19 protein-coding genes are annotated in these 24,869 nt (G+C 59.6%); all 19 read left to right on the top strand.

Going from position 1 to position 24,869, the window contains the following annotated elements:
• The 19 genes from flgK to QMK51_RS20525 all read left to right on the top strand — a co-directional run bounded on the left by flgK (position 1) and on the right by QMK51_RS20525 (position 24,782).
• Entirely contained in the window at positions 1-2,061 is a 2,061-nt protein-coding gene (gene flgK / locus QMK51_RS20615; RefSeq protein ID WP_320391489.1) for a flagellar hook-associated protein FlgK, read from the top strand.
• 13 nt (positions 2,062-2,074) lie between these two features.
• Entirely contained in the window at positions 2,075-3,643 is a 1,569-nt protein-coding gene (locus QMK51_RS20610; protein WP_320391487.1) for a flagellar hook-associated protein 3, read from the top strand.
• 119 nt (positions 3,644-3,762) lie between these two features.
• Entirely contained in the window at positions 3,763-7,350 is a 3,588-nt protein-coding gene (locus tag QMK51_RS20605) for a glycosyltransferase (RefSeq protein ID WP_320391485.1), read from the top strand.
• Between the two features lie 260 nt (positions 7,351-7,610).
• On the top strand, positions 7,611-7,952 hold the full coding sequence (locus QMK51_RS20600; protein ID WP_320391483.1) for a hypothetical protein: 342 nt from the start codon (positions 7,611-7,613) through the stop codon (positions 7,950-7,952).
• A gap of 312 nt (positions 7,953-8,264) precedes the next feature.
• Positions 8,265-9,038, top strand: coding sequence for a glucose-1-phosphate cytidylyltransferase (gene rfbF / locus QMK51_RS20595; protein WP_320391481.1), 774 nt, complete (start codon positions 8,265-8,267; stop codon positions 9,036-9,038).
• Positions 9,020-10,102, top strand: a complete 1,083-nt coding sequence (gene rfbG / locus QMK51_RS20590; protein ID WP_320391479.1) for a CDP-glucose 4,6-dehydratase — start codon at positions 9,020-9,022, stop codon at positions 10,100-10,102. Before rfbF ends, rfbG begins: the two co-directional genes overlap by 19 nt.
• Positions 10,099-10,659: a dTDP-4-dehydrorhamnose 3,5-epimerase family protein gene (locus tag QMK51_RS20585; RefSeq protein ID WP_258696981.1), complete on the top strand. Its 561-nt coding sequence runs from the start codon at positions 10,099-10,101 to the stop codon at positions 10,657-10,659. The genes rfbG and QMK51_RS20585 overlap by 4 nt, the downstream gene beginning before the upstream one ends.
• Positions 10,656-11,882 (top strand): class I SAM-dependent methyltransferase, encoded by a 1,227-nt coding sequence (locus QMK51_RS20580; protein WP_320391477.1) that lies wholly within the window; start codon positions 10,656-10,658, stop codon positions 11,880-11,882. Before QMK51_RS20585 ends, QMK51_RS20580 begins: the two co-directional genes overlap by 4 nt.
• Complete coding sequence (locus QMK51_RS20575) at positions 11,879-12,736, top strand: NAD(P)-dependent oxidoreductase (protein ID WP_320391476.1); 858 nt, start codon at positions 11,879-11,881, stop codon at positions 12,734-12,736. Before QMK51_RS20580 ends, QMK51_RS20575 begins: the two co-directional genes overlap by 4 nt.
• Complete coding sequence (locus QMK51_RS20570) at positions 12,726-13,796, top strand: class I SAM-dependent methyltransferase (RefSeq protein WP_320391474.1); 1,071 nt, start codon at positions 12,726-12,728, stop codon at positions 13,794-13,796. The genes QMK51_RS20575 and QMK51_RS20570 overlap by 11 nt, the downstream gene beginning before the upstream one ends.
• A gap of 17 nt (positions 13,797-13,813) precedes the next feature.
• Positions 13,814-14,551 carry a cephalosporin hydroxylase family protein gene (locus QMK51_RS20565; protein ID WP_258696977.1) on the top strand — a complete coding sequence of 246 codons (738 nt, stop codon included), beginning with the start codon at positions 13,814-13,816 and terminating at the stop codon, positions 14,549-14,551.
• A 52-nt stretch (positions 14,552-14,603) separates the two neighbouring features.
• Positions 14,604-17,534, top strand: coding sequence for a TIGR00180 family glycosyltransferase (locus QMK51_RS20560; protein WP_320391473.1), 2,931 nt, complete (start codon positions 14,604-14,606; stop codon positions 17,532-17,534).
• 30 nt (positions 17,535-17,564) lie between these two features.
• Positions 17,565-18,566 (top strand): UDP-N-acetylglucosamine 4,6-dehydratase (inverting), encoded by a 1,002-nt coding sequence (gene pseB, locus QMK51_RS20555; RefSeq protein ID WP_320391471.1) that lies wholly within the window; start codon positions 17,565-17,567, stop codon positions 18,564-18,566.
• Positions 18,563-19,720 (top strand): UDP-4-amino-4,6-dideoxy-N-acetyl-beta-L-altrosamine transaminase, encoded by a 1,158-nt coding sequence (pseC, locus tag QMK51_RS20550; protein WP_320391469.1) that lies wholly within the window; start codon positions 18,563-18,565, stop codon positions 19,718-19,720. Before pseB ends, pseC begins: the two co-directional genes overlap by 4 nt.
• Positions 19,721-19,752: 32 nt before the next feature.
• Positions 19,753-20,373 carry a pseudaminic acid biosynthesis-associated methylase gene (locus QMK51_RS20545; RefSeq protein ID WP_320391467.1) on the top strand — a complete coding sequence of 207 codons (621 nt, stop codon included), beginning with the start codon at positions 19,753-19,755 and terminating at the stop codon, positions 20,371-20,373.
• Complete coding sequence (gene pseF, locus QMK51_RS20540) at positions 20,370-21,077, top strand: pseudaminic acid cytidylyltransferase (protein WP_320391465.1); 708 nt, start codon at positions 20,370-20,372, stop codon at positions 21,075-21,077. The genes QMK51_RS20545 and pseF overlap by 4 nt, the downstream gene beginning before the upstream one ends.
• Positions 21,074-22,576, top strand: coding sequence for a UDP-2,4-diacetamido-2,4,6-trideoxy-beta-L-altropyranose hydrolase (gene pseG, locus QMK51_RS20535; RefSeq protein WP_320391463.1), 1,503 nt, complete (start codon positions 21,074-21,076; stop codon positions 22,574-22,576). Before pseF ends, pseG begins: the two co-directional genes overlap by 4 nt.
• Complete coding sequence (gene pseI / locus QMK51_RS20530) at positions 22,573-23,625, top strand: pseudaminic acid synthase (protein WP_320391462.1); 1,053 nt, start codon at positions 22,573-22,575, stop codon at positions 23,623-23,625. The genes pseG and pseI overlap by 4 nt, the downstream gene beginning before the upstream one ends.
• Positions 23,626-23,855: 230 nt before the next feature.
• Positions 23,856-24,782: a ketoacyl-ACP synthase III gene (locus QMK51_RS20525; protein WP_320391460.1), complete on the top strand. Its 927-nt coding sequence runs from the start codon at positions 23,856-23,858 to the stop codon at positions 24,780-24,782.
• Positions 24,783-24,869 lie beyond the last annotated feature (87 nt).

Raw genomic sequence — 24,869 nt, 5'->3', positions numbered from 1 at the left:
ATGAGTTTGCTCAATATCGGGATGTCGGGTTTATCCGCTGGCCAAAGCGCGTTGATGGTTACCGGTAACAACATTGCCAACGCCGACACCGCAGGCTACTCGCGTCAGCAAACCGTGCAGGGCAGCAAGGCCTCGAATCAGTTCGGCAATGTCTACATCGGCACGGGTACGACCCTGGCCGATGTGCGTCGGGTGTACAACAGCTACCTCGATACGCAACTGCAAACCACCACCTCGCTCAACAGCGACTCGGCAGCCTACGCCGGGCAGATCAGCCCGCTCGATGCGTTGCTGTCGGACAGCGGCACCGGCCTCAACGGCGCTCTGACCAAGTTCTTCGCCTCGGTACAGAACGTCAACGCCAAACCGGGCGATGATGCTTCCCGCCAACTGCTGCTCAGCGATGCGCAAGCCCTGAGCAACCGTTTCAACTCGATCTCCAGCCAGTTGACCACGCAGAACGCGAACATCAACGGCAACCTGGCGGACATGGCCGATCAGGTCAACAAACTGGCGGCCACCGTGGCCCAGTTGAACCAGAAGATCTCCGAAGTTTCCAACGCCGGCGGCCAGCCCAACGACTTGCTCGACGCGCGCAACGAGACCGTGCGCCAGTTGTCCACCTTCACCGGTGCGCAAGTGCTCGAGCGTGACGGTAACCTCGACATTTACCTGGGCAGCGGTCAGCCGCTGGTCATGGGCAGCACCGCCAGCAAGCTGGAAGTGGTGCCGAGCAAAGACGATCCGTCGCGTTCGGCCATTCAGCTCAATCGCGGTTCGAGCACCATCGATATCACCTCGGTGATGACCGGTGGCGAGATGGGCGGCTTACTGCGTTATCGCAGCACTGTGCTGGACCCGGCCATGAATGAGCTGGGGCGTGTGGCGCTGGTCGTCGCCGATCAGATGAACACCGTCCAGGCCCAGGGCATCGACAAGAACGGTGACTTCGGTTCGAACCTGTTCAACAGCATCAACAGTGCCGCGCAAATGGCTCAGCGCAGCGTTGCCACGGTCGGCAACAGCGCCGGCTCAGGCAACTTCGATGTGAGCATCGAGGACAGCGGCAAGCTGACCATCAACGATTACAAGGTCACCTTCACCAGCGCTACCAACTACACCGTGCAGCGTCTGCCTGAAGGCACCGCCATGGGCGCGTACAGCACGCTGACCACGCCGCCACCGGTGATCGATGGTTTCTCCATGACACTTTCCGGTGGTACCGCAGCCGCCGGCGACACGTTCAAGATTACCCCGACCCGCAACGCGGCGACCAACATCAAGACCGAAATGACCGACTCCAAACGTCTGGCCATCGCGGCACCGTTGGGCGCAGCCATTGCGGCGGGCGGCAGCGGCACACTGACGATTCCGGCCAGCGGTCAACCGACCCTGACCACCAAGTTCGATATCTACGACACGGCGACCACCACCACGATCCAGAACGGCCTGAAGACGTCGACGCCGGTCAAAGTCGTATTCGGTGCGGCCGGTGGTACGACTCAGACTTACCAAATGCTCGATGCCCAAGGCAACTCGCTCAGCAGCGGCACCATCGTGCCGGGCCAGAACAATACGCTGAGCCTGACCATTCCACTGGTCGACGCTACCGGTGCCGCGATCAATGATCCGGGCCCGCCCATCGTGCAGCGCACTGTGTCGTTTGACATGACCATTGCGGGTTCACCGGGTACCTCGACGGCGATCAACGTGACGCTCAACCAACCGGGCAGCCTGGATAACCGCAACGGTACTGTATTGGCCAACTTGCAGACCAAGCAGGCCGTGGATACCGGTTCGGCCAGCAATGGTATTTCCCTGAGCGACGCCTACGGCAAACTGGTCTCGGGCGTCGGCGCCAAGGCCGCGCAAGGCAAGCTCGACAGTGCTGCGACCACTGCCATCCTGGCCAACGCCAAGGGCGCTCGCGATTCGCTGTCGGGTGTCGACCTCGATGAGGAAACCGGCAACCTGGTCAAGTACCAGCAGTACTACACCGCGTCTTCGCAGATCATCAAGGCTGCGCAGGAAATCTTCAGCACACTGATCAACAGTCTTTAAGGAGTCGTAGCCCATGCGCATTTCTACCGCCCAGTTTTACGAGTCCTCTGCTGCCAACTATCAGAAGAATTTTTCCAAGGTGGTCAAGAGCAGCGAAGAGGCCAGCAGCCTGGTTCGCATCAATACCGCTGCCGACGATCCGGTCGGTGCCTCGCGCCTGCTGCAATTGGATCAGCAGAGTTCGATGCTGAGCCAGTTCAATACCAACATCACTACCATCAAGGGCACTCTGGGGCAAACAGAGGCGGTGATGGACAGTATCAATAACGTGCTGCAGCGTGCCAAAGAACTGGCCGTGGGGGCAGGCAACGCGTCCTATACCGATGCTGACCGCAAAGCCAATGCCGACGAGTTGGGGCAGATCGAAGATCAGTTGCTGAGCCTGATGAACACCAAAGACGAAAACGGTAAATATATCTTTGCCGGTTCCAAGGGCGACACCGTCCCGTTTTCGCGCAACAGCGACGGCACCTACAGCTACAACGGCGATCAGGTCACGCTGGATTTGCCGGTCGGCGATACCATGTCGATGGCCACTAACAGCACGGGCTGGGAGGTGTTCCAGCAGGCAGTCAATACCAGCCGCAGCCTGACCACAATGACTTCACCTGCAGTGGACGATGGGCGGGTGACGTTGTCCAACGGACAGGTATCGGCCGATACCACCTTCAACAACAAGTTCCGCAGCGGCGAACCCTACACGGTGAGCTTTCTGAGCAGCACGCAACTGCAAATCACCGATTCGCTCGGCAATGATGTGACCTCGGAAGCTACCAACAATGGTGTGTTCAATTCGTCGTCGGCCAACTCCCAGAATGTAACCTTTCGTGGTGTCGACCTGCGCCTCAATATCAACCTGAAGGCGGGTGATACCAACCCTGATGCCGTGATTGCCGGCCATAGTTTCCAGTTGGCGGCCAAACCGGATACGTTCACCACTACGCGTAGCCCGGGCAATCCTTCCACGGCGCTGATCACCGGCAGCACCATCACCAACTCGGTTGCTTATCACGCCAGCTTCCCGGAAGGCGAAGCGATCCTCAAATTCACCAGTGCTACCAATTACGAGCTGTATGCATCGCCGTTGACGGCCAATAGCAGGCCAGTGTCGACCGGCACCATGGCCGGCAGCACTGTAACGGCCTCAGGTGTGACCTTTAACGTCAGTGGTACACCGGCTGCCGGTGACCAGCAAATCATTGCGGTCAACTCGCACCAGACCCAGAATATTCTGGATACCGTCAGCCAATTGCGTACGGCGCTGCTGGTACCAACCGCAGGCGACTCGGTTGCCACCCAGCGCTTGAAGGCGTCTCTGGATTCCGGGCTGGCCAACCTGACAAGTGGTAACGATCAGTTGTCGGCTGCGCTCAGCTCGGTAGGTGCACGCGGTCAGGCGCTGGACAGTCAGACAGACATCAATCAAAGTCTGGGACTGGCCAATACCCAGACCCAGTCGTCGATTCGTGATTCCGACGCTGCCGAAGTCATGACGCGTCTGACCCTGCAGCAAACCATGTTGCAGGCATCACAATTGGCGTTCAGCAAAATTTCGCAATTGGGCCTGTTCAACAAAATCTAAATGGGCTCCCTTCGAGGAGTCCGGCTGGCGACAGTCGTCGAGTGCAAACCGTATTTTTTCAGCGGTTACAGGGCGTCTCACTTGTCTGAGTGAGCGTCCACCGCTCGAGAGTTCCCTCCGTGAATCCAGTTCCTTTAGTCACCATCGCTATTCCCGCCTGCAACCCACGCTTCTTTCGCGTGGCACTGCAGAGCGCCTTGTTTCAGGGTTACGACAATCTCGAGATCATTGTCTGTGATGACAGCCGTGACGATGACATCAAGTCGATAGTCGAGTCGTTTTCTGCCCAGACAAGGGTGGCTCTGCGCTACCTGCCCAACCCGAAACCGCTTGGGTTTCAGAGCAATCTCGTGCGTTGCCTCGAAGAAGCCCGTGGTGAGTTCATCAAGTTCCTGTGTGACGATGATCGACTGTTTCCCGACTGCATATCCCGTCAGGCGGTGGCGCTCAGCGAGTATCCGGATGCCACGCTGGTGGTCGCGCAACGTTACTTGAGTGACGCTGAAGATTACCTGCTAACGCCACGTCTGGAGAACTGCTGCTTTTCGCCGGTCAGTGCGCTGTTCAAGGGTGATGATCTGCTGGCGATTCTCGAAGGTTCGCCGATCAATTTTCTTGGCGGCCTGAGTGGCGCGATGATGCGTCGCGCCGACGCACAAACGTTCTTGCCGGCCTTGACCGAATCGAAACCAGGCTTTGTGGCTTTGCTTGATTTCGCCTTGTTTGTCTGTTTGTTGCGCCGCGGCAATATGGTGTTGATCAATGAGGTTCAAAGCATTGAGCGACTGCATCCGCATCGGTTGAGTCATCAGGCACCCATCAGGCAGCAGGCTGCGACCGAATTGCAGTGGCTGGGGCAAATGCTGCGAGCGCGAAACGGTGAGGCGCCACCGGCCCATGGTTGGGTTCGATACGCGGCGCTGACCGAGGCGTCCCATGATGATGGCGATCATCAGTGGGAAGAGTTGTGCCTGACGCGTCTGCTAGGGATTCAGCAGACAATCATGCAATGGAAAGTGGGCAGTGACTGCGACAGTTTTCCAGAGCTCTTTGCGCAGTGGCTGGCTGCACGCAATCTGTCTTCGGCGCAGCAACGGTTGCTGCCGCAACGGTTGGCTGGCTGGTCGCGGCGGGCGAAGATCGTTCCGGTCATTATTGATGACGGCGGTGACCGTGCTGCGCTGGAAGTCACTCTGGGTAGTCTGGAAAGCCAGTCCTACCCGGCAGAGGCGGTGGTTCTGCTGTCCCGTGATACTCAGGATAAAAACCTGGGTGGCAGGGTGCTGACCCTCGCTTTACAGGAAGACCGATGGCAGCAACTCAACGGCTTGGTGCAGCAACTCGATGGGGCCGACTGGTTCTATTTGTTGCGTTCCGGTGACCGGCTGACCGAGCACGCACTGTTGCTGATGGCTGAGCGCATTGCTGAGCGGCCATCGATGTCCAGCGTCTACAGCGATGAAGACGTGCTGCGTGATGGTGTATCGGTAGAGCCGGTATTCAAGCCTGATTTCAATCTGGACCTGATGCGCGGTTACCCTTATGTCGGTCGCACATTGGCGTTCGACCGTGAACGCTTTCTGGCGCTGGGTGGTTTTGATCGAGTCTATGGCGAACTGGCACCCCATGATCTGCTTTGGCGTCTGGTGGAGTCCAGTGGCCCCCACGTCATCGAGCATATTGCCGAAGTCCTGGTGGAATCGCAGTTCTCTCTGGCCACGTGGCTTTCGCTTCCTCAAGTGGTCGAGCAGAACCCTCATGTGCTGCAGGCCCATCTGAATCGTATCGGCGTCGGGCATCAAGTCAATCAGGACAACCTGTCGCTGATTAATCAGGTGGTCTACGTGCATCCGCAGCGGCCGCTGGTATCGATCATCATATCGATCAAAGATCAGCTGTCGGCAGTTCGTCGTTGCGTCGAAAGCCTGCTCGAAAAAACGGCGTATGCCCGTTACGAAATATTGATTGTCGACAACGCCAGTCAGGATGCCGACACGCGTACCTGGCTCGACGGTATCCGTCAGTTGGGAACGGATGTGCTACGCGTGCTGGAGTATCCGCAGGCGGCTAACGTGGCGGCGATTCACAACTTCGCGGCTGCGCAGTCACATGGTGAGTACCTGCTGATGCTCAGTCCGTATGTGGTCATTGTCGAACCGAACTGGCTGGACGCGTTGCTCAACCATGCCCAGCGTCCCGAAATCGGTGTCGTGGGTGCCAAGCTCGTTTGCCCTCAGGGCACCATTGTGCATGCCGGGTTGATTATGGGGCTGCGTGGTCCGGTCGGTCGACCGTTCGCTGGCGAGCAGATGCAGGCCCGAGGTTACATGCAACGTTTGCAGGTGGCGCAGAACTGGAGCGCGGTCAGTGCTGAGTGCCTGATGGTGCGTAAGCAGGCCTTCGACAGCGTCGGAGGGCTGGATGAAAGTGCCTTCAGTCATGATTTCAACGACGTCGACTTATGCCTGCGGCTGCGTCAGAACGGCTACCTGGTTGTCTGGACGCCCGCGGCACAGTTGGTGTTGGCGGCGCCGGCAACAGGTTTTGACGATCATACGCGTCAACAGTTGCGTGAACAGGAAGAGCAGGCGCTGTATCTGCGCTGGCTACCGATCATCGCCAGAGACCCTGCTTACAATCCGAGCCTGAGCCTGACCGGTTCCAGTTTCAGTGTCGAACCTGGGCTGCGTTTTGGTTGGGACCCGTTTGCGACACGTTCGCTGCCCAACATCCTCGCGTTGCCCATGAACATGACGGCGGTTGGTCACTACCGTGTCAGTCAGCCTTTTATCGAGCTCGAAGCTGCGGGGCGCGTCGGTGGGCATATTGCCTACGAGATGCCCTCCATCATCGAGATCGAGCGTCAGTCGCCGGACGTCATCATTCTGCAAGGTCGTTACAGTGAAGGCCCAGTCGGCGAAATTGTTCGGCTGAAGACCTATTCCAAGGCACTGCGTATTTACGAGATGGATGATTACATCATCAAGGTGCCCAGCAAGAACGGGCACCTGCGCAACATGCCGTCCGATATCGAACAATCGATTCGTCGTGGGATCGGCCTGTGCGACCGTGTCGTCGTTTCGACCCAGCCGCTGGCCGATGCACTGGCTGGCATGCATAGCGATATTCGTGTCGTTCCCAATATGCTCGCGCCCCATCTGTGGAGTGGGTTGCAAAGTCGCCGCAGAGCGTCCAGACGCCCGCGTGTCGGTTGGGGTGGTGGGACAAGTCATGGAGGGGATCTGGAGATTATCGCCGAGGTGGTTCGGGTTCTGGCCAAAGACGTGGAATGGGTGTTCTTCGGAATGTGCCCCGAGGAGTTGAAGCCGTACATTCATGAATTCCACCCGGCCATCGATCTGCATGCCTATCCGGCCAAGCTGGCTAGTCTGAATCTGGACCTGGCATTGGCGCCGCTGGAATATCACATCTTCAATGATTGCAAGAGCAACTTGCGTCTGTTGGAGTACGGCGCTTGCGGCTACCCGGTCATTTGCACCGACACCGAGGCCTATCGCGGCTATTTGACGTGCACCAAAGTCGTCAGCAACAGCACCGAGGAATGGCTCGAGGCAATCCGCATGCACTTGTCCGACCCTGATGCGAGCTACCGCATGGGCGATGCGCTGCGTGAAGAAGTGCTGCGCGATTACATGCTCAAGGGCAACAACCTCAACTACTGGGCCGAGGGCTGGTTGCCAAACTGATCGAGCATGGATGTACACCTGCAGGCGGCCTTGGGCCGCCTGTTTTATTTGGTGCGCCCAGCATGGGCGCAATCTTGCGGGTGAAAGTCGCGCCGTAAGCTGACCACAGCGAACGAAGTGAAGCGCAACTGCATGAGGGCGATCGAGTGTGGGGGGAAGCGTGAATCGAAACCGCGAGCCGATGGACAAGAACCGGATATAAGGCGAAGCCGATCAGGGCGAGCGAGCCAAAAATCGATGGCGGCACCGGTACTGACAAGTTGACCCTGAACGTGAAGGGGGAGTTCGCCTGGAACATGAAGTCCGGAGGCTTCGCCAACGGTGGAGAGGGTGATGATACCTATACTGTCAATACCAGTAAGTTGGTGACTATCCGCGATGACGGAGCGAGTGCCGATGACACGCTGGTATTGAACAATGTCCAATCCGCGGCCGACTTGCAGCTCATGCGAGTCGGCAATGATCTCTATCTCTACGATCGCTTTGATATTCAGGGCGATGTACCCGACCATGGCGTGAAACTGCAGGACTGGTACGCAGGCTTCAATACCATTGAGCATTTCAAAACCGCCAATGGTGATGCGTTCGATTTGTTTGGCTGATGTTTCGGACCTTCACTCGCAATGGAGTTGAAGGTCTTTTTTGAAGTACTTGGGGAATCTGGTCGTGACTGATCCGGTTCCCCTTTTTATTGGGACTGTGTACCTGCTAATTACCTTCTGTCGCTGATTCAAGTGCTGTCCCCCGGCCTGAAAGAGCTGGCGCGTTTCCTGCAGGCCCCCCTCATATCGCCATAAAACGAGCACTTCCGGTCATTCCAGAAGCGCCCGACACGGCAAGAAAGTTTTAGCCAGAAGGCCCGCAGAAGCTCGATACAGCTTGGCCGAGCCCTGTGAAGAACAAGAGGGGAGACGATGAAGGCAGTTATTTTGGCGGGTGGCCTGGGCACGCGCATCAGCGAAGAGTCGCACCTAAAGCCCAAGCCAATGATCGAGATCGGCGGCAAGCCAATTCTTTGGCACATTATGAAACAGTACTCCGCCCACGGGATTCATGACTTCGTGATCTGCCTTGGCTACAAGGGCTATGCGATCAAGGACTTCTTCGCCAACTACTTCCTGCACACCTCCGACGTCACCTTCGACATGTGCAATAACCGTATGGACGTTCACCAGAACTACAGTGAGCCGTGGCGCGTCACGCTGGTCGATACGGGCGATGACACCATGACGGGTGGCCGCCTGCGCCGTGCTGCCCGTTATCTGGAAGGTGAGCAGGCCTTCTGCTTCACCTACGGCGACGGTGTTTCGGACCTCAATATCGGCGCCCTGGTGGACTTCCACCTGACCCACGGCAAGCTCGCTACCGTGACGGCGGTGCAGCCACCGGGACGTTACGGCGCACTGGAACGTGATGGCGACAAGGTATTGGGTTTCACCGAAAAACCCCGGGGCGACGGTGGCTGGATCAATGGCGGCTTCTTCGTCCTGTCACCCAAGGTCTTGCCGTACATTGCTGACGATCAAACCTCTTGGGAAGCCGAGCCGCTGGCGGCCCTGGCCACCGAGGATCAGTTGCAGGCCTTCCAGCACGAAGGTTTCTGGCACCCGATGGATACCCTGCGCGACAAAAATCACCTTGAAGCGCTGTGGCTGAGCGGGGAGGCCCCATGGAAGCAATGGGACTGAGCCCGGAATTCTGGCGCGGCAAGCGCGTCCTGCTGACCGGCCATACCGGTTTCAAGGGCAGTTGGTTGACGTTGTGGCTGCAAAGCCTCGGAGCCGAGGTCAGCGGGTTTTCGCTCGATCCGTCCACCGAACCGAGCCTGTTCGAACTGGCGCGGGTACACGAGGGCATTAACGATCAGCGCGGTGATCTGCGTGATCTGGGCGCCTTGCTGGAACTGATCGTCGAAACCCAGCCGGAAATCGTCCTGCACCTGGCGGCCCAACCGCTGGTGCGCGAAGGCTACCGCGATCCGCTTGGCACTTACTCCAGCAACGTCATGGGCACGCTCAATCTGCTCGAAGCGATCCGCCAGGTCGGCGGCGTGCGCGCCTGTGTTTTGGTGACGACCGACAAGGTCTACGCCAACAAGGAATGGCTGTGGCCGTACCGCGAGGACGAGGCCCTGGGTGGTCACGATCCTTACAGCAGCAGCAAGGCTTGCTGCGAATTGTTGGCACAGTCTTACGCCGCATCGTTTTTCCCGGCCGACAAATATGCCGAGCATGGCTTGGCGTTGGCCACCGCGCGCGCCGGTAACGTGCTGGGTGGTGGCGACTTCGCGCCTGAGCGCCTTATTCCCGATGTGCTCAAGGCCTGGTCGGCCGACCAGCCAGTGACCCTGCGCTACCCGCAGGCCGTGCGCCCATGGCAGCACGCCCTGGAGCCGCTGGCCGGCTATCTGCAACTGGCTGCCGGTCTCTACGAACAAGGCCCGGAGTTTGCCGGCGCGTGGAACTTCGGTCCGAGCGAAGCGGACATGTGCAGCGTCGGCGAAGTGGTCGAGTTGCTCGCCAACCGCTGGCCGCAAGCGCGCGGATTGCGTATCGAACCGAGTGATCTGCATGAGGCCGGCCTGCTGCGTCTGGACAGCAGTCGCGCCCGTCAACTGTTGGCCTGGCAACCGCGCTGGTCGTTGCAGCAGTGCCTGACCCAGACCCTCGATTGGCACCTGGCGTGGCAGAACGGCGATGACATGCGTGAAGTCACCCTGGGCCAGTTAAACCTGTACCGAGGCGCGTTGTGAGCGAATTTCTGTTGAAAGCCTTGCCGCTGGCCGGTCTGTTCAGCGTGCAGCACAAACGCTTTGAAGACGATCGCGGGCACTTCGCCCGGCTGTTCTGCGAAGGCAGCCTGAGCGCTTTCGGCCAGCCGTTTCATATCCGCCAGATCAACCACTCCTGCACCCGTGAGCGGGGCAGTGTGCGGGGGCTGCATTATCAGAATTCCAATGCGCCGGAAGCCAAGCTGATTACCTGCCTGCGCGGCGAGGTCTGGGATGTGGCGGTGGACTTGCGCCCCGACTCCGAGACGTTCCTGCACTGGCACGCCGAACACCTGCGGGCCGGTGACGGTCGCAGCCTGTTGATCCCGGCCGGGTTCGCCCATGGTTTCCAGACCCTCACCGATGATGCCGAATTGCTCTATCTGCACAGCGCCGATTACACGCCTGCGCATGAGGGTGGGTTGTCGGTGAACGATCCACGGCTGGCGATTGCCTGGCCGTTGCCTGTCAATAATCTGTCGGCCAGGGATTCCAGCCATCCCTTGCTCGATGAACACTTCGCTGGAGTGCGTCTATGAACTGCCGTGGTTGCGGTACTCCTCTGGCCTTGCCGCTGATCGATCTCGGCACTTCGCCGCCGTCCAATGCCTACGTGCGCGCCGATCAGCTGGAGCAAGCCGAGCAATGGGTGCCGCTGAAAGTTGCGGTGTGCCAGCAATGCTGGCTGGTGCAGACCGAGGATTACACCAGCGCCGACAGCCTGTTCGACGCCGAGTATGCCTATTTCAGTTCGTTCTCCAGCACCTGGCTGGCCCATGCCGAGCGCTATGTGACGGAGATGGTCGAGCGCTTCGGCCTGACCGCCGACAGCCGTGTGGTGGAAATCGCCGCCAACGACGGTTACCTGTTGCAGTACGTCGCCGGGCGCGGCATCCCTTGTCTGGGCGTTGAGCCGACCCGCAGCACCGCGCAAGCGGCGCGGGAAAAAGGCCTGGAGATTCGCGAGCTGTTCTTCGGTCGCGACACCGCTGCGCAGCTGAAAAACGAAGGCTGGGCTGCCGACCTGATGGCCGCCAACAACGTGTTGGCCCACGTCCCGGACATCAATGATTTCCTCGGTGGTTTCGCCACCTTGCTCCAGCCGACCGGTGTGGCGACGTTCGAGTTTCCGCAACTGTTGACGCTGATGGCCGGGCAGCAGTTCGACACGCTGTATCACGAGCACTATTCCTACCTGTCCCTGACCGCCGTGCAAACCTTGTGCGAGCGTAATGGCCTGGAAGTGTTCGACGTCAGCCAGCTGTCGACCCATGGCGGTTCGTTGCGGGTGTTCGTCCAGCGTGCCGACGGTGTTCGCCGTGAGGTGCGGCCAGCCGTTCAGCAGCAGTTGCAGGCCGAACTTGCGGCGGGTGTGAAAACCCCCGAGTACTACGCGACCCTGGCGTCAGCGGCCGAACGCATCAAGCACGAGCTGCTGCGCTTCCTGTTGCAGGCCAAGGCCGACGGCAAGCGCGTGGTCGGTTATGGCGCGGCGGCCAAGGGCAACACATTGCTCAATTACGCAGGGGTCAAACCGGATCTGTTGGCTTGGGTCGCTGATGCCAACCCGCACAAGCAGGGCAAGTACCTGCCGGGCAGCCGCATTCCGATCGTTTCACCGGCACAGATCGATCTGGAAAAGCCGGACTACATCCTGGTACTGCCATGGAACCTGTTACACGAAGTCAGTCAGCAACTGGCCCAGGTGCGTGAGTGGGGTGGCCGCTTCGTGATTGCCGTTCCCGAGTTGACCGTCCTGTGAAGGTGCTGGTCACCGGTGCTACCGGATTCGTCGGCCGGCATCTGGTCGCAGCATTGCTCGCCCGGGGTTGCGACGTTCGCGCCGTGGCGCGCAATGCCGAGACTGCTGCGGGTTTGCCGTGGATCAATGAGGTGGAATTCATCGCGGCGGATATTCATGCCGCCGACCTGGACATTGCCACGCTGACCGATGGCGTCGATGCCTTGGCACATCTCGCCTGGCCGGGGTTGCCGAATTATCAGGCGCTGTTTCACTTCGAGCACAACCTGATGGCCGATTACCGGTTCATCAAAGGTGCGGTCGAGGCGGGCGTGTCGCAAGTGTTGGTCACCGGCACCTGTTTCGAATACGGCCTGCAGAGCGGGCCGCTCAGTGAGCAGACCGAGGCACAGCCAAGTAACCCTTATGGGCTGGCCAAGAACACCTTGCGTCTGTTCCTCGAAAACCTGCAGCGCCAACAGCCCTTCACCCTGCAATGGGCGCGGCTGTTTTACCTGCACGGCGCCGGGCAAAACCCCAACAGTTTGCTGGCGGCGCTGGACCGGGCGATCGAGGCCGGGGACGACAGCTTCAACATGTCGGCCGGTGAGCAGTTGCGCGATTACCTGGCGATCGACACGGCCGCCCATTACCTCGTCGCGATCCTGCAACAGTGCGAATTCGACGGTGTGATCAATTGCTCCAGCGGCCAGCCGATATCGGTCAGAGCGCTGGTCGAGCAGCGGCTGCGTGAGCGCGGCGCGTCGATCCGTTTGAACCTGGGCCATTACCCATACCCGACCCATGAGCCGATGGCGTTCTGGGGCGTGGCGGACCGCTTGCAACAGCTACTGGGAGCAGAGCATGAGGCATGAGTTGTATCGGGTCGCCGACCTGCCGGTGTTGCAGAACCGTACCTTTGCCGACGCGCAATCGGCGAAAGCTTCGGCCTGCGCCGACATGGTGTTGGTGCAAGACGAGACGAGCGGGCTGATCTTCAATCAGGCCTTCGACGCCGACAAGCTCAGCTACGACGCCGACTATCAGAACGAGCAGGCGCATTCCGGCCAGTTCCAGCAGCACCTGAGCGATGTCGAAGGGATCATTGCCCGTCACTTCAAGGGCCAGGAACTGATCGAAGTCGGTTGCGGCAAAGGCTACTTTCTTGAACTGCTAAAAGGCCTGGGCTACGCCATCACCGGCATCGACCCGGCCTACGAGGGCGACAACGCCGACGTGATCAAGGCGCCGTTCACTCGCGGCCTGGGGCTGTCGGCGGACGCCATCGTGCTGCGGCATGTGCTGGAACATATCCAGGCCCCGGTGAGTTTTCTCGCCGAGATGGCCCGGGCCAATCAGGGCGGGCAGATCTACATCGAAGTGCCGTGCTTTGACTGGATCCTCGAGCACCGTGCCTGGTTCGATCTGTTCTATGAGCACGTCAATTATTTCCGCCTCGATGACCTGCGCCGGATGTTCGGCACCGTGCATGAGGCCGGTCACCTGTTCGGTGGCCAATACCTGTACATCGTCGCCGACCTGGCGACCTTGCGCCTGAGCCCGGAACAACCGGTGCCACGCCTGGACCTGCCCGACAACTTCACCCGCAGCCTCGAGCGCGCGGTGCAGATCATTCAGGCAAACCCGGAGCAAGGTTCGGCGATCTGGGGGGCGTCGTCCAAAGGCGTGATCTATTCGCTGTTCCTGCAACGAGCGGGCGTGGCGGTAGATCGTGTGGTGGACATCAATCCGGCCAAACAGGGCCGATATCTGCCCCTGAGTGGCGTGCGGGTGTCTTCGCCGCAAGAGGCCATGGATGCCTTGCCCGAAGGCGCCAACCTGTTTGTGATGAACTCCAACTACCTCGAAGAAATCAAGCGGATGACCGGTGGACGCTACGTCTATCACGCCGTCGACAGCGCTTCGTTCCAGTGACTATTGAGATTTTGAAAATGACCGACAACAGCATCAATAAAGCCTTCGAAGCCGAGTGCCAGGAACAGATCGCCCAGCAGGGTGACAACCAGAAACTCACCGGCCTGGCCCGGGATTTCTTCAACGAATCGGCCAAACACAAGTACAGCTACCACTTCTCGTGGATGGGCCGTCCGATCATCCAACTGCCCCAAGACATGATGGCGATGCAAGAGATCATCTGGCAGGTCAAACCGGATCTGGTCATCGAGTGTGGCATCGCCCACGGCGGTTCGATCATCTACTACGCCTCGTTGCTGGAGCTGCAAGGCCACGGTGAGGTGCTGGGCATCGATCTTGACATTCGTCCGCACAACCGTGAAGCCATCGAAAGCCACCCGATGAGCAAGCGCATTTCGATGATCGAAGGCTCGAGCATCGATCCTGCGATTGCCGCGCAAGTACGTGCCATTGCCGAAGGCAAGAAAGTCATTCTGGTACTGGACTCCAACCACACCCACGATCACGTGCTCGAAGAGCTGCGCCTGTACGCACCACTGGTTTCGGTGGACAGCTACTGCGTGGTCATGGACACCGTGGTCGAAGACATGCCGGCCGATTTCTTCCCGGATCGTCCGTGGGGCCCGGGCGATAACCCGAAGACCGCCGTGTGGAAGTACCTGGAAGAAAACAAGGACTTCGAGATCGACCAGCAGATGCAGAACAAACTGCTGCTCACCGTGGCGCCGGACGGCTATCTGCGTCGCGTTCGTTAAGCTGTTTCATAGTTGGGTTCATTGGGCGATTCGCCGGTTGTGGGGAAGGGTTATGCAAGGTAATTACGGTTCTGAACACGCATTATCACTACGTGAGCAATTCACGCTGGTGTTGATTACCCAAAACCGCCCGGCATTTTTAAGGCGCGCGCTGCAGTATTACCGTGATTACCCTTGCACGATCATGGTACTGGATTCCTCCGCAATCCCCGCTGAAGGCATTGTCGAGCAGTTTCCCAGGGTCGACTACCAGCACCTTCCGCAGTTTTCCTGCCTGGGTTTCCAGGCCAAACTCAAGTACGGCGTCGATCAGGTTCGCACGCCGTTCATGGCGTTCGCCACTGACGATGACTTCATGCTGCACGGCGCATTGAACCAGTCGGTCGCCTTCCTTGAGGCCAATCCCGACTATGGTATGTGCCACGGCTATTGCCTGATGTACCTGACCCACGCCGATCATGTGGGCTACTACCGGCGTGACAAGAAGGTTCGTGAAGATTACTCGGATGACCTCGCGCAAGACCGGGTGTTGTCGTACATGGGCCAGTTCATTCCGCCGTTCTATGCCGTTACGCGCACCTCGTTGTTGCAGGATTGGAACGCGGTCATTCCCACTGACTTGAGTTTCGAGTGGCAGGAAATCGGTCATGTGTACTACCTCTTGGCCCGTGCCAAGGCGCGCATGCTGCCGGTACCTTACGTTGTGCGTGAGGTCAACTACGGGACTTCCGACCATAAGACTGAAGTCATCCATGTGCTCAGTTATACCGATCAGAAGTCGGTGGCCGAACGGCAGAAATTCGCCGGGTTTCTGGCCACACTTTCTACGCAGATCAGCGGGCTCGATCAGGCCCAGGTCACCAAGTTGGCGCTGGAATGCTTTGCGGCCATGTCGGAGTGTTTGCACAAGCGTCGTTCGTTGACCATCGAGAAAATCTTCACTTCGCGCTGGAGCGATCCACTTGCGGGGCCGACTCGACAGTTCGGGCTGCAGCAGTACGTGGAGCTGCCGTTCTATAACCAGCAGTTCTTCGATCAATTGAGCGAAATTGAGTTTTTGCTGCACGCCATGCCGGCCGGGCGTTTGCAGCTTGAAGAGCTCGAGGCGGTGCTGCTCAAGCAAGAACAGTTACTGCGTATCCATGGCAACGACACGGCACAAAGTATCAAGGCACGTTTGTGGCAGGCACTGGAGAGCAATGCGTTCAATCGGCGTGTTGCCCAGCGCCTGGAGCAACAGTTGCGGGACGATGGCGAGTCCACGATGGCCGAGGCCATTTCAGTCTGGTGGCAGCGCCTGAACAGCGTTTCTACCCAGGACAGCCGCGAGCTTCTGAACACCATGCACACCGGCCGGTTGCTCACCTGGCTGGAAGCACGTACCCCTTCACGCGATGAAGCCCAGGCGATTGCACGTCACTTGAATGCCCGGGCGGGCGGACCGCAGTTCGGCATACTGTTGCTTCACCTGGATGGCAACATGGACAAACTGCAGTCCTCGTTCGACAGTTTGCTGGACGGCGATTTCAGAGCGTTCAAGGTCGTCGTATTCACCACCACCGAACCACCGGCGGCGACCACTGAGCAAAACAGTCTACATTTCGTAAAGGTCAGCAACGACAACTACATCGACAAGCTCAACCAGATCGCTCTTCAGTCTACGTGCGATTGGTTGCTGCTGGCTGAAGCCGGCGACGAGTTCACGCCCAGTGGTTTGCTTAGAGCCAGTCTTGAATTGCAGGATGCGCCAGCGTGCCGTGCAGTAGCGGCTGATGAGATACATCGCCAGGCTAGCGGCGTACTGATCGATGTGTTCCGCCCTGGCTTCAATCTGGACTTGCTGCAAAGCCTGCCCGCACTGATGGCACGGCATTGGTTGGTGCGCCGCGAGGTACTGGTCGGAGTCGGTGGTTACTCTGCACAGTTCAGCCAGGCTCTGGAGCTGGATTTGCTATTGCGTTTGATCGAACAAGGAGGGCTGGCGGGGCTGGCTCACTTGGCGGAACCACTGTTGATTTGTCAGGCGCCGGCGCTGCTCGACAATCCTCAGGAGCGTCAGGTGTTGACGCGCCACTTGGGAAACCGTGGTTATCAGGCTCAGGTTGGATCGGCGTTTCCGGGCACCTACCAGATTGATTACCGCCACGAGGCACGCCCGCTGGTGTCTATCATCCTCAACAGTCAGGACAATCTGCCCGAACTGCAGCGCTGTCTGGCCAGTGTCGTGCAGCGCACGCGTTATGCTCGATACGAAGTGCTGGTTGTCGATAATTGCAGTAAAGACCCACAGGTATCGGTCTGGCTGCAGAGCCAGGAGCACGCCGCAGGCCGAATTCGGGTTTTGCGTTCCGAGTGCCATCTCAGTGCCGGGCATTTGCATAACCTGGCGTATCGGGAGGCTAAGGGTGAGTATTTGCTGCTGCTCGCCGCTGATGCCGAAGTGGTTAATGCCAACTGGATCGAGTTGTTGCTCAATCAGGCCCAGCGTCCGGAAGTGGGGGTGGTGGGGGCGAAGCTGATTGACCGTGAAGGCAACGTGACCCAGGCGGGGTTGATCCTTGGATTGAATGCTGGCCTGGGGTCGCCTTTCGTGGGTGAAAAGAAAGACAGCAGGGGCTACATGCAGCGCCTGGTGGTCGAGCAAAACGTCTCGGCTGTTTCGTCGGCGTGTCTGATGATTCGCAAGCAGCTGTATGACGCCGTCGGTGGTATGGACGAGGAGCACTTCGCCGATAGCTTCGGCGATGTCGATCTGTGCCTGAAGGTCGCCGATGCCGGGTTCCTGACTGTATGGACTGCGCAGGTGCAAATTCTTCATCCGGGCACCTTGCCCGACGCCCCGGCAGTGCTGGCAGCCCTGTGCGACAAGTGGCAGGCCCGCTTCGAACAGGACTCAGCCTACAACCAGAACCTGGCCTTGACCGGCAAGGGCTTTACTCTCGGCGAACCGACCAGTGTGAACTGGGCGCAGCTGCTCGCATAAGCCTGGCTGACAGGTAGAAGGACTCAAGGCATGTTCAACGGTAAATCGATTTTCATCTCTGGCGGCACCGGCTCGTTCGGGCGTAATTTCATCCGCCGGTTGCTGGAGCAATACCAGCCCAAGCGGGTGGTGGTGTTTTCCCGCGATGAGCTCAAGCAGTACGAGATGCAACAAACGTTCAACGCACCGTGCATGCGGTACTTCATCGGTGATGTGCGCGACGCCGACCGTTTGCGTCAGGCCATGCGTGGTATCGATTACGTGGTGCATGCCGCGGCCCTGAAGCAAGTGCCGGCGGCGGAATACAACCCCACCGAATGCATCCGCACCAACGTCAATGGCGCGGAAAACATCATTGCCGCGGCCATCGACAATGGTGTGAAAAAAGTCGTCGCGCTGTCCACCGACAAGGCCGCCAGCCCGATCAACCTGTATGGCGCGACCAAGCTGCTGTCGGACAAACTGTTCGTGGCCGCCAACAATATTGCCGGCGAACAGCAAACCCGCTTTGCCGTGGTGCGCTATGGCAACGTCGCCGGCTCGCGGGGTTCGGTGGTGCCGTTCTTCAGCAAACTGATTGCCGAGGGCGCCAAAGAGCTGCCGATCACCGATGAGCGCATGACGCGTTTCTGGATCACCCTGGATCACGGTGTGAAGTTTGTGCTCGACAGCTTCGCCCGCATGCACGGCGGTGAAGTGTTTGTGCCGAAGATCCCGTCGATTCGCGTCGTCGATCTGGCGCTGGGCATGGCTGAACATTTGCCGCACAAACACGTCGGCATTCGTCCGGGGGAAAAACTCCATGAACTGATGGTGCCGCTGGACGACGCGCGCATGACCCTGGAGTTCGATGATCACTACACCATTCAGCCGTCGATCCGTTTCACCAGCGTCGACGTGGATTTTGCCGTCGACAAACTGGGCGAGCAGGGCCGGCCGGTGAGCGAAGACTTCGAGTACCGCTCCGACACCAACCCGCACTTCCTGTCGGTCGGCCAGATCGCCGACCTGCACGCGGAGCTGTCGGCATGATTCCCTACGGTCGGCAAAGCCTCGATCAGGCGGACATCGATGCGGTGGTCGCCGTGTTGCAGTCCGACTGGCTGACTCAAGGGCCGACCATCGAGCGTTTCGAACAGGCCATGGCCGAGCGTTGCCAGGCCGATTTCGCGGTAGCGGTGTGCAATGCCACGGCGGCGTTGCACATTGCCTGTCTCGCCGCCGGCCTTGGGCCGGGCGATCGGTTGTGGACCACGCCGAACACCTTTCTGGCCTCGGCCAACTGCGGTCGCTACTGCGGCGCCGACGTCGATTTTGTCGACATCGATCCGCTGACCTGGAACCTCGACGCCTACACCTTGGCGTCGAAGCTTGAAATCGCCGAACGCGACGGCAAGCTGCCGAAAGTGCTGGTGGCGGTGGCGTTCTCCGGTCAGAGCTGCGATATGCGCATGATCGCCGAACTGGCCGAGCGCTATGGTTTCACGGTGATCGAAGATGCCTCCCACGCGGTCGGTGCGTCCTATGCCGGGCGCCCGGTGGGTTGCGGCGAATTCGCGGCAATGACCGTGTTCAGTTTCCACCCGGTGAAGATCATCACCAGCGCCGAAGGCGGCATGGTGCTGACCAATCGCCCGGAACTGGCCGAGCGCTTGCAGCGCCTGCGCAGCCACGGCATGACCCGTGATCCCGAGCAGATGACCGAGCCCAGTCACGGCCCCTGGTACTACCAGCAAGTGGAACTGGGCTTCAATTACCGGATCACCGACCTGCAAGCGGCCCTCGGACTGTCACAGCTGAACAAGCTCGATGGCTTTATCGAGCGCCGCCGTGAACTGGCGGCGCGTTATGACCGGTTGCTGGCGTACTTGCCACTGACCTTGCCCAGCGCGCAGCCTGAAGCCGAATCGGCGTGGCATCTGTACGTGGTGCGCTTGCAGACGGAGCGGATCAACCTCAGTCATCGACAGGTGTTCGAAGGCTTGCGAGCGGCCGGATTGGGTGTGAACCTGCACTATATTCCGCTGCACTTGCAGCCGTACTATCGCGACCTGGGTTTTGCCGAGGGGGATTTCCCCCAGGCCGAACGTTATTACGCCGAGGCCATCAGCCTGCCGCTGTTTCCTCTGCTGAGCGATGAACAACAGGACTATGTGGTCGAGCAACTGCGACGGCTGACCGAATAAATGCTGCCATGGGCCGCTGATGGGAAAGTGTGATGCGTGAACTGAGTGAACAGGAAAAATTCTGGCAGGGCGACTTTGGTAATCAGTATGTCGAGCGCAATGTCGGGCAGCCTTTGGTGGCTGCCAACCTGGCATTGTTTGCCAAGGCACTGACCCGGGCAGGGCGGATTGAGAGCCTGGTCGAGCTGGGTACCAATGCCGGTAACAACCTGCAGGCGTTACGTCAACTGTTGCCTCAGTGCGACTTGTTTGGGGTGGAAATCAATAGCAGTGCTTGCGCCCAGGCCCGGGCACTGGGAATTGCGCAGATCTGGCAGGGGTCGCTGTTCGATTTTCCTCGCGAGCGCACCTTTGACCTGGCACTGAGCAAAGGCGTGCTGATTCATCTGGCGCCAGAGTTGCTGGCCGCCGCTTATGCGCAGCTGTATGAGTTGAGCAATCGTTACGTGCTGATCGCCGAGTACTACAATCCGGCACCGGTCGAGGTGTCGTATCGTGGTAATAGCGGCAAGCTGTTCAAGCGCGATTTTGCCGGCGAAATGCTCGATCGTTATGAGGATCTGCAACTGGTCGATTACGGTTTTGGTTACCATCGCGACCCGCAATTCCCGGTGGATGACATCACCTGGTTCCTTCTGGAAAAACGCCGGTGAACAGCGTCGCAATCATCCCGGCTCGGGGTGGCAGCAAACGCATACCACGCAAGAACCTCAAGCCGTTCGACGGTGTGCCGATGATTGCCCGCTCGATTCAGACGGCGATCAGCTCAGGACTGTTTGCTCACGTAGTGGTCAGCACCGACGACGAAGAAATTGCCGAGCTGGCCCGTGCCAGCGGTGCGCAGGTGCCGTTCATGCGGCCTGCGGTCCTGGCCGATGACTTCACTGGCACTGCCGCGGTGATTGCGCACGCTCTGGATGAATTACGTCGACAGGGTCAGGATTTTGACTTTGCCTGTTGCATCTACGCCACGGCGCCGCTACTGCAGACGCGGTTCCTGCATCAAGGGTTGAATCTGCTGGAGCAGCATCCGGAAAAATCCTTCGCGTTCTCGGTGTGCGATTTCGGCTTTGCGGTGCAGCGTGCCCTGACCGTTGACGATCGAGGCGCATTAACCGCGTTGTACCCGGAGTTTCGCGACACCCGCTCGCAGGATTTGCCGGCGGCCTATCAGGATGCCGGCCAGTTCTACTGGGGGCGCAGCGAGGCCTGGTTGCGTGGTGATGTGTTGTTCTCGCCGGCGAGCTTGCCGGTGATTCTGCCGCGCTATCTGGTACAGGACATCGACACCCTCGAAGACTGGAAACGCGCCGAATACCTTTATGCCGCGTTGAAGGCCGGGGGAGAGCTGCAATGAGGGTGCTGATCCGTGCCGACGCGTCGCCGACCATTGGCAGCGGCCATATCGCCCGCTGCCTGACCCTGGCCAGGGTGTTGCGCAAGCAGGGCGCGCATGTAGCCTTTGCGTGTCGGCTGTTGCCGGGGCATCGACTGGACAACCTGGCAAGCGAGGGTTTCGAGACCTTCGCGCTGCCGGACCGTTATCGCGATGAAGACCCGCAGCAGGCCATCGAGTCGATGTTGCCGTGGCAGGCGGACATTGCCGCGCTGGCGCAAGCATTGGAAGGCCATACGGCTTTCGACTGGATCATCGTCGACCACTATGGCCTCGATCATCACTGGCAGACCGCCGCCCGCCGCTGGGCACCACGAATCGCGGCGGTGGACGACCTGGCCACTCGGCAGTACCGCGTCGACCTGCTGCTCAACCAGAATCTGTCGGGCACGCCAGAGTCCTATGGCTCACTGCTGACACCCGACTGCCAGACGTTGCTCGGCCCACGGTTTGCCCTGCTGCGCGATGAGTTTTGCTGCCCGGCGATCGATATCAAACCTCGGGCCAGGCGAGTGCTGGTGAACTTCGGCGGCTTCGATGCGGCCATGCAGACCCACCACGCGATGTTGGCGCTGGCGGATTTCCATGAGCTGGAGGTCGATTTTGTGGCGGGTGCCGACAACCCGGCCTGGGAGCAGATGCAGACGCTGGCGGACTATCGCCCGAACTGGCGCCTGCACAGTTTTGTCGGTGACTTCTACCGGCTGATGACCGAAGCCGACCTGTTCGTCGGTGCCGGTGGCGGCACCAGTTGGGAGCGGGCGGCCATGGGGCTGCCGACGATCTGCATTGCGGTCTCGAATAATCAGCAGGCCAACGGCGAGGTGATGGCGGCCTCGGGGGCTCATGTGTTCCTGGGCAACCGTGAGCAAGTCAGCGTCGAGCAGTTGCGCCAGGCCATCGGTTTTGTCGTGGGCAATCAGGGGGTTCGTCAGAGTCTGGCCGAACGTTCGCGGCAGCTGGTCGATGGCCGTGGGGCGCAACGGGTGGCGGCAGCGCTGGCGGGTGCGGTGCTGCAGGTTCGCCGGGCCACTCAGGACGACGCGCAAGGGTTGTTCGAAGGGCGCAATGCCGAGGCGGTACGGCGCTGGTCGCTGGACACCCACGTCATCGATTGGCAGCGGCATCAGGCCTGGCTGGCTGCGAGCCTGAGCAATCCGCGGCGGTTGCTGTTGATCGCCGAGGCGGATGACGGCCCGGTCGGTGTGCTGCGCTATGACCTTGACGGTACTCGGGCCGAAGTCTCGATTTATCTGTTCGAAGGCCGATTCGGCCTGGGCTGGGGCAGGGCGCTGCTGGCGCGGGGTGAAGCGTTCGTTACTGCTCATTGGCCCCAACTTGAGGCCATCACCGCTCAGGTGCTGCCGGCCAATCAGCCATCGCTGAAGGTTTTCCGCGAGGCAGGTTTCACTCCGAGTGCTTGCGCGTTCACGCGCGTATTGAAGGATCCAAAACAATGACTAGCTTCAAGATCGGCAACCGCTCGATCGGTGCCGATGCGCCGCCGTTCATCATTGCCGAGATGAGCGGCAACCATAACCAGTCGCTGGAGGTGGCGCTGCAAATCGTCGAAGCGGCGGCCAAGGCCGGCGCCCACGCCTTGAAGCTGCAAACCTACACTGCCGAAACCATGACCCTGGACTTGTCCGAAGGCGAGTTCTTCATCAAGGACCCCAACAGCCTGTGGGCCGGGTCTTCGCTGTACGCGCTGTACGAGAAGGCCCACACGCCGTGGGAATGGCACGCGCCGATTTTTGCCCGGGCCAAAGAACTGGGCATGCTGGCGTTCTCCACACCGTTCGATGATACGGCGGTGGACTTCCTCGAAAGCCTCGACGTGCCGGCCTACAAGATCGCCAGCTTCGAGAATACCGATCTGCCGCTGATCCGCCGGGTCGCCGCCACCGGCAAGCCACTGATCATTTCCACTGGCATGGCCAGCATCGCCGAACTCGATGAAACCGTGCGCGCCGCCCGTGAGGCCGGTTGCAAGGACCTGGTGTTGCTCAAGTGCACCAGCACTTACCCGGCAACGCCGGCCAACAGCAATGTGCGCACGATCCCTCATCTGCGTGAACTGTTTGGCTGTGAAGTCGGTTTGTCCGATCATTCGATGGGCGTTGGGGTGTCCGTCGCCGCGGTGGCGCTAGGGGCGACAGTGGTGGAAAAACATTTCACCCTCGACCGCGCCGCCGGTGGGGTGGATGCCAGTTTCTCCCTGGAACCGGCCGAACTCGCCAGCCTGGTGATCGAAACCGAACGCGCCTGGCAGGCCATGGGCCAGGTGCATTACGGCGTGACTGAAGCCGAGCGCAAGTCCCTGGTGTACCGTCGGTCGCTGTATGTCACCCAGGACATGGTTGCCGGTGAACCCTTCACCGTCGCCAATCTGCGGGCCATCCGCCCTGGCCTGGGGCTGGCCCCCAAACACGCTGAAACCCTTCTGGGCCGCCGCGCCCGCCAGGCCATCAAGCGCGGAACGCCGCTGGAATGGTCGTTGGTCGAATAACCGCTTGTGGGGCTGATTCGGCGAAATAGCGTGACCTGTGAGTCATAACGCGCATCTTCACTGTATTGTATTAATCGGGGGGATGGCGCCTGGTCTGTTTTTTAGCCCAGTGATGGCCTTTTATTCTTCCCGCTGTCACCCCATTGAGGGCGACGTTATTCGTTGTTTGTCGGCGCCCCTCGAATCCTTGCGAGCGGTGGTATTGGGCTGTTTATTATTGGGAAGCCGTAATGATTGGCATAAAGAGCATTGCGAGCTACGTTCCTGTAGCCGGCGTGGACAATTACGCACAAGGTGCAAAATTCGAAAAGGATGAAGAGTTCATCCTGGGCAAGATCGGTTCGGCCTTCCTGCCGCGCAAAGACGCCGGGCAAGAAACTTCGGACCTGTGTGTCGAAGCAGTCAACGCGCTGTTCGCCAACAACCCTGATTTGAAGCGTGAAGCCATCGACGTGCTGATCGTCGTCACCCAGAACGGCGACGAAGAAGGTCTGCCGCACACCGCCGCCATCGTTCAGGACAAACTGGGTCTGCCGACGACCGTGGCCGCGTTCGATATTTCCCTGGGCTGCTCCGGTTACGTCTATGGCATCTACGCCATCAAAGGTTTCATGGAAGCCGCGGGCCTGAAGAATGGCCTGCTGGTGACCGCCGATCCGTACTCGAAGATCGTCGACCCGGAAGACCGCAACACCACCATGCTCTTCGGCGACGCCGCCACCGCCACCTGGATGGGCGAAGACGCGCCATGGCAGTTGGGCAAGGCCAAGTTCGGCACCGACGGTTCCGGCGCGCCGCACCTGAAGGTTTCCGACGGGGTTTTCTTCATGAACGGCCGTCAAGTGTTCAACTTTGCGCTGCTCAAAGTGCCGGCGCATTTGCATGAGCTGCTCGTTGACTCGGGCCTGACGGCCGACGAGATCGATGCCTTCTGCATTCACCAGGGCAGTGCGGCGATTGTCGATGCCGTGGCACGGCGTTTCGAGGGCGAGCCTGAGAAGTTCATCAAGGACATGGTCGAGACCGGTAATACCGTATCGTCGAGCATCCCGTTGCTGCTGGAAAAACACGTGCTCGATTCCAAGTGGAAGCGTGTGGCACTCAGCGGTTTCGGTGTTGGTTTGTCTTGGGGTTCGGCGATCATCTATCGTCCTTGAGCCTCGGCTCTTTAGTCAAAGAAAGCCAGACACAAAAAAAGCGCTCAAGGTGTAACCTTGAGCGCTATTTTTTTGCCCGAATCACAG

The organism is Pseudomonas sp. P9_31 (assembly GCF_034008235.1).
Classification (GTDB): Bacteria; Pseudomonadota; Gammaproteobacteria; order Pseudomonadales; family Pseudomonadaceae; genus Aquipseudomonas.
This window is presented reverse-complemented; position numbering and strand designations above follow the sequence as displayed.

What these genes read in the sequence shown, in the direction of transcription:
- flgK (WP_320391489.1), top strand. Translation starts at nt 1, where the DNA reads ATGAGTTTGCTCAATATCGGGATGTCGGGTTTATCCGCTGGCCAAAGC.
- QMK51_RS20610 (WP_320391487.1), top strand. Translation starts at nt 2,075, where the DNA reads ATGCGCATTTCTACCGCCCAGTTTTACGAGTCCTCTGCTGCCAACTAT.
- rfbF (WP_320391481.1), top strand. Translation starts at nt 8,265, where the DNA reads ATGAAGGCAGTTATTTTGGCGGGTGGCCTGGGCACGCGCATCAGCGAA.
- rfbG (WP_320391479.1), top strand. Translation starts at nt 9,020, where the DNA reads ATGGAAGCAATGGGACTGAGCCCGGAATTCTGGCGCGGCAAGCGCGTC.
- QMK51_RS20580 (WP_320391477.1), top strand. Translation starts at nt 10,656, where the DNA reads ATGAACTGCCGTGGTTGCGGTACTCCTCTGGCCTTGCCGCTGATCGAT.
- QMK51_RS20570 (WP_320391474.1), top strand. Translation starts at nt 12,726, where the DNA reads ATGAGGCATGAGTTGTATCGGGTCGCCGACCTGCCGGTGTTGCAGAAC.
- QMK51_RS20565 (WP_258696977.1), top strand. Translation starts at nt 13,814, where the DNA reads ATGACCGACAACAGCATCAATAAAGCCTTCGAAGCCGAGTGCCAGGAA.
- QMK51_RS20560 (WP_320391473.1), top strand. Translation starts at nt 14,604, where the DNA reads ATGCAAGGTAATTACGGTTCTGAACACGCATTATCACTACGTGAGCAA.
- pseB (WP_320391471.1), top strand. Translation starts at nt 17,565, where the DNA reads ATGTTCAACGGTAAATCGATTTTCATCTCTGGCGGCACCGGCTCGTTC.
- pseC (WP_320391469.1), top strand. Translation starts at nt 18,563, where the DNA reads ATGATTCCCTACGGTCGGCAAAGCCTCGATCAGGCGGACATCGATGCG.
- QMK51_RS20545 (WP_320391467.1), top strand. Translation starts at nt 19,753, where the DNA reads ATGCGTGAACTGAGTGAACAGGAAAAATTCTGGCAGGGCGACTTTGGT.
- pseG (WP_320391463.1), top strand. Translation starts at nt 21,074, where the DNA reads ATGAGGGTGCTGATCCGTGCCGACGCGTCGCCGACCATTGGCAGCGGC.
- pseI (WP_320391462.1), top strand. Translation starts at nt 22,573, where the DNA reads ATGACTAGCTTCAAGATCGGCAACCGCTCGATCGGTGCCGATGCGCCG.
- QMK51_RS20525 (WP_320391460.1), top strand. Translation starts at nt 23,856, where the DNA reads ATGATTGGCATAAAGAGCATTGCGAGCTACGTTCCTGTAGCCGGCGTG.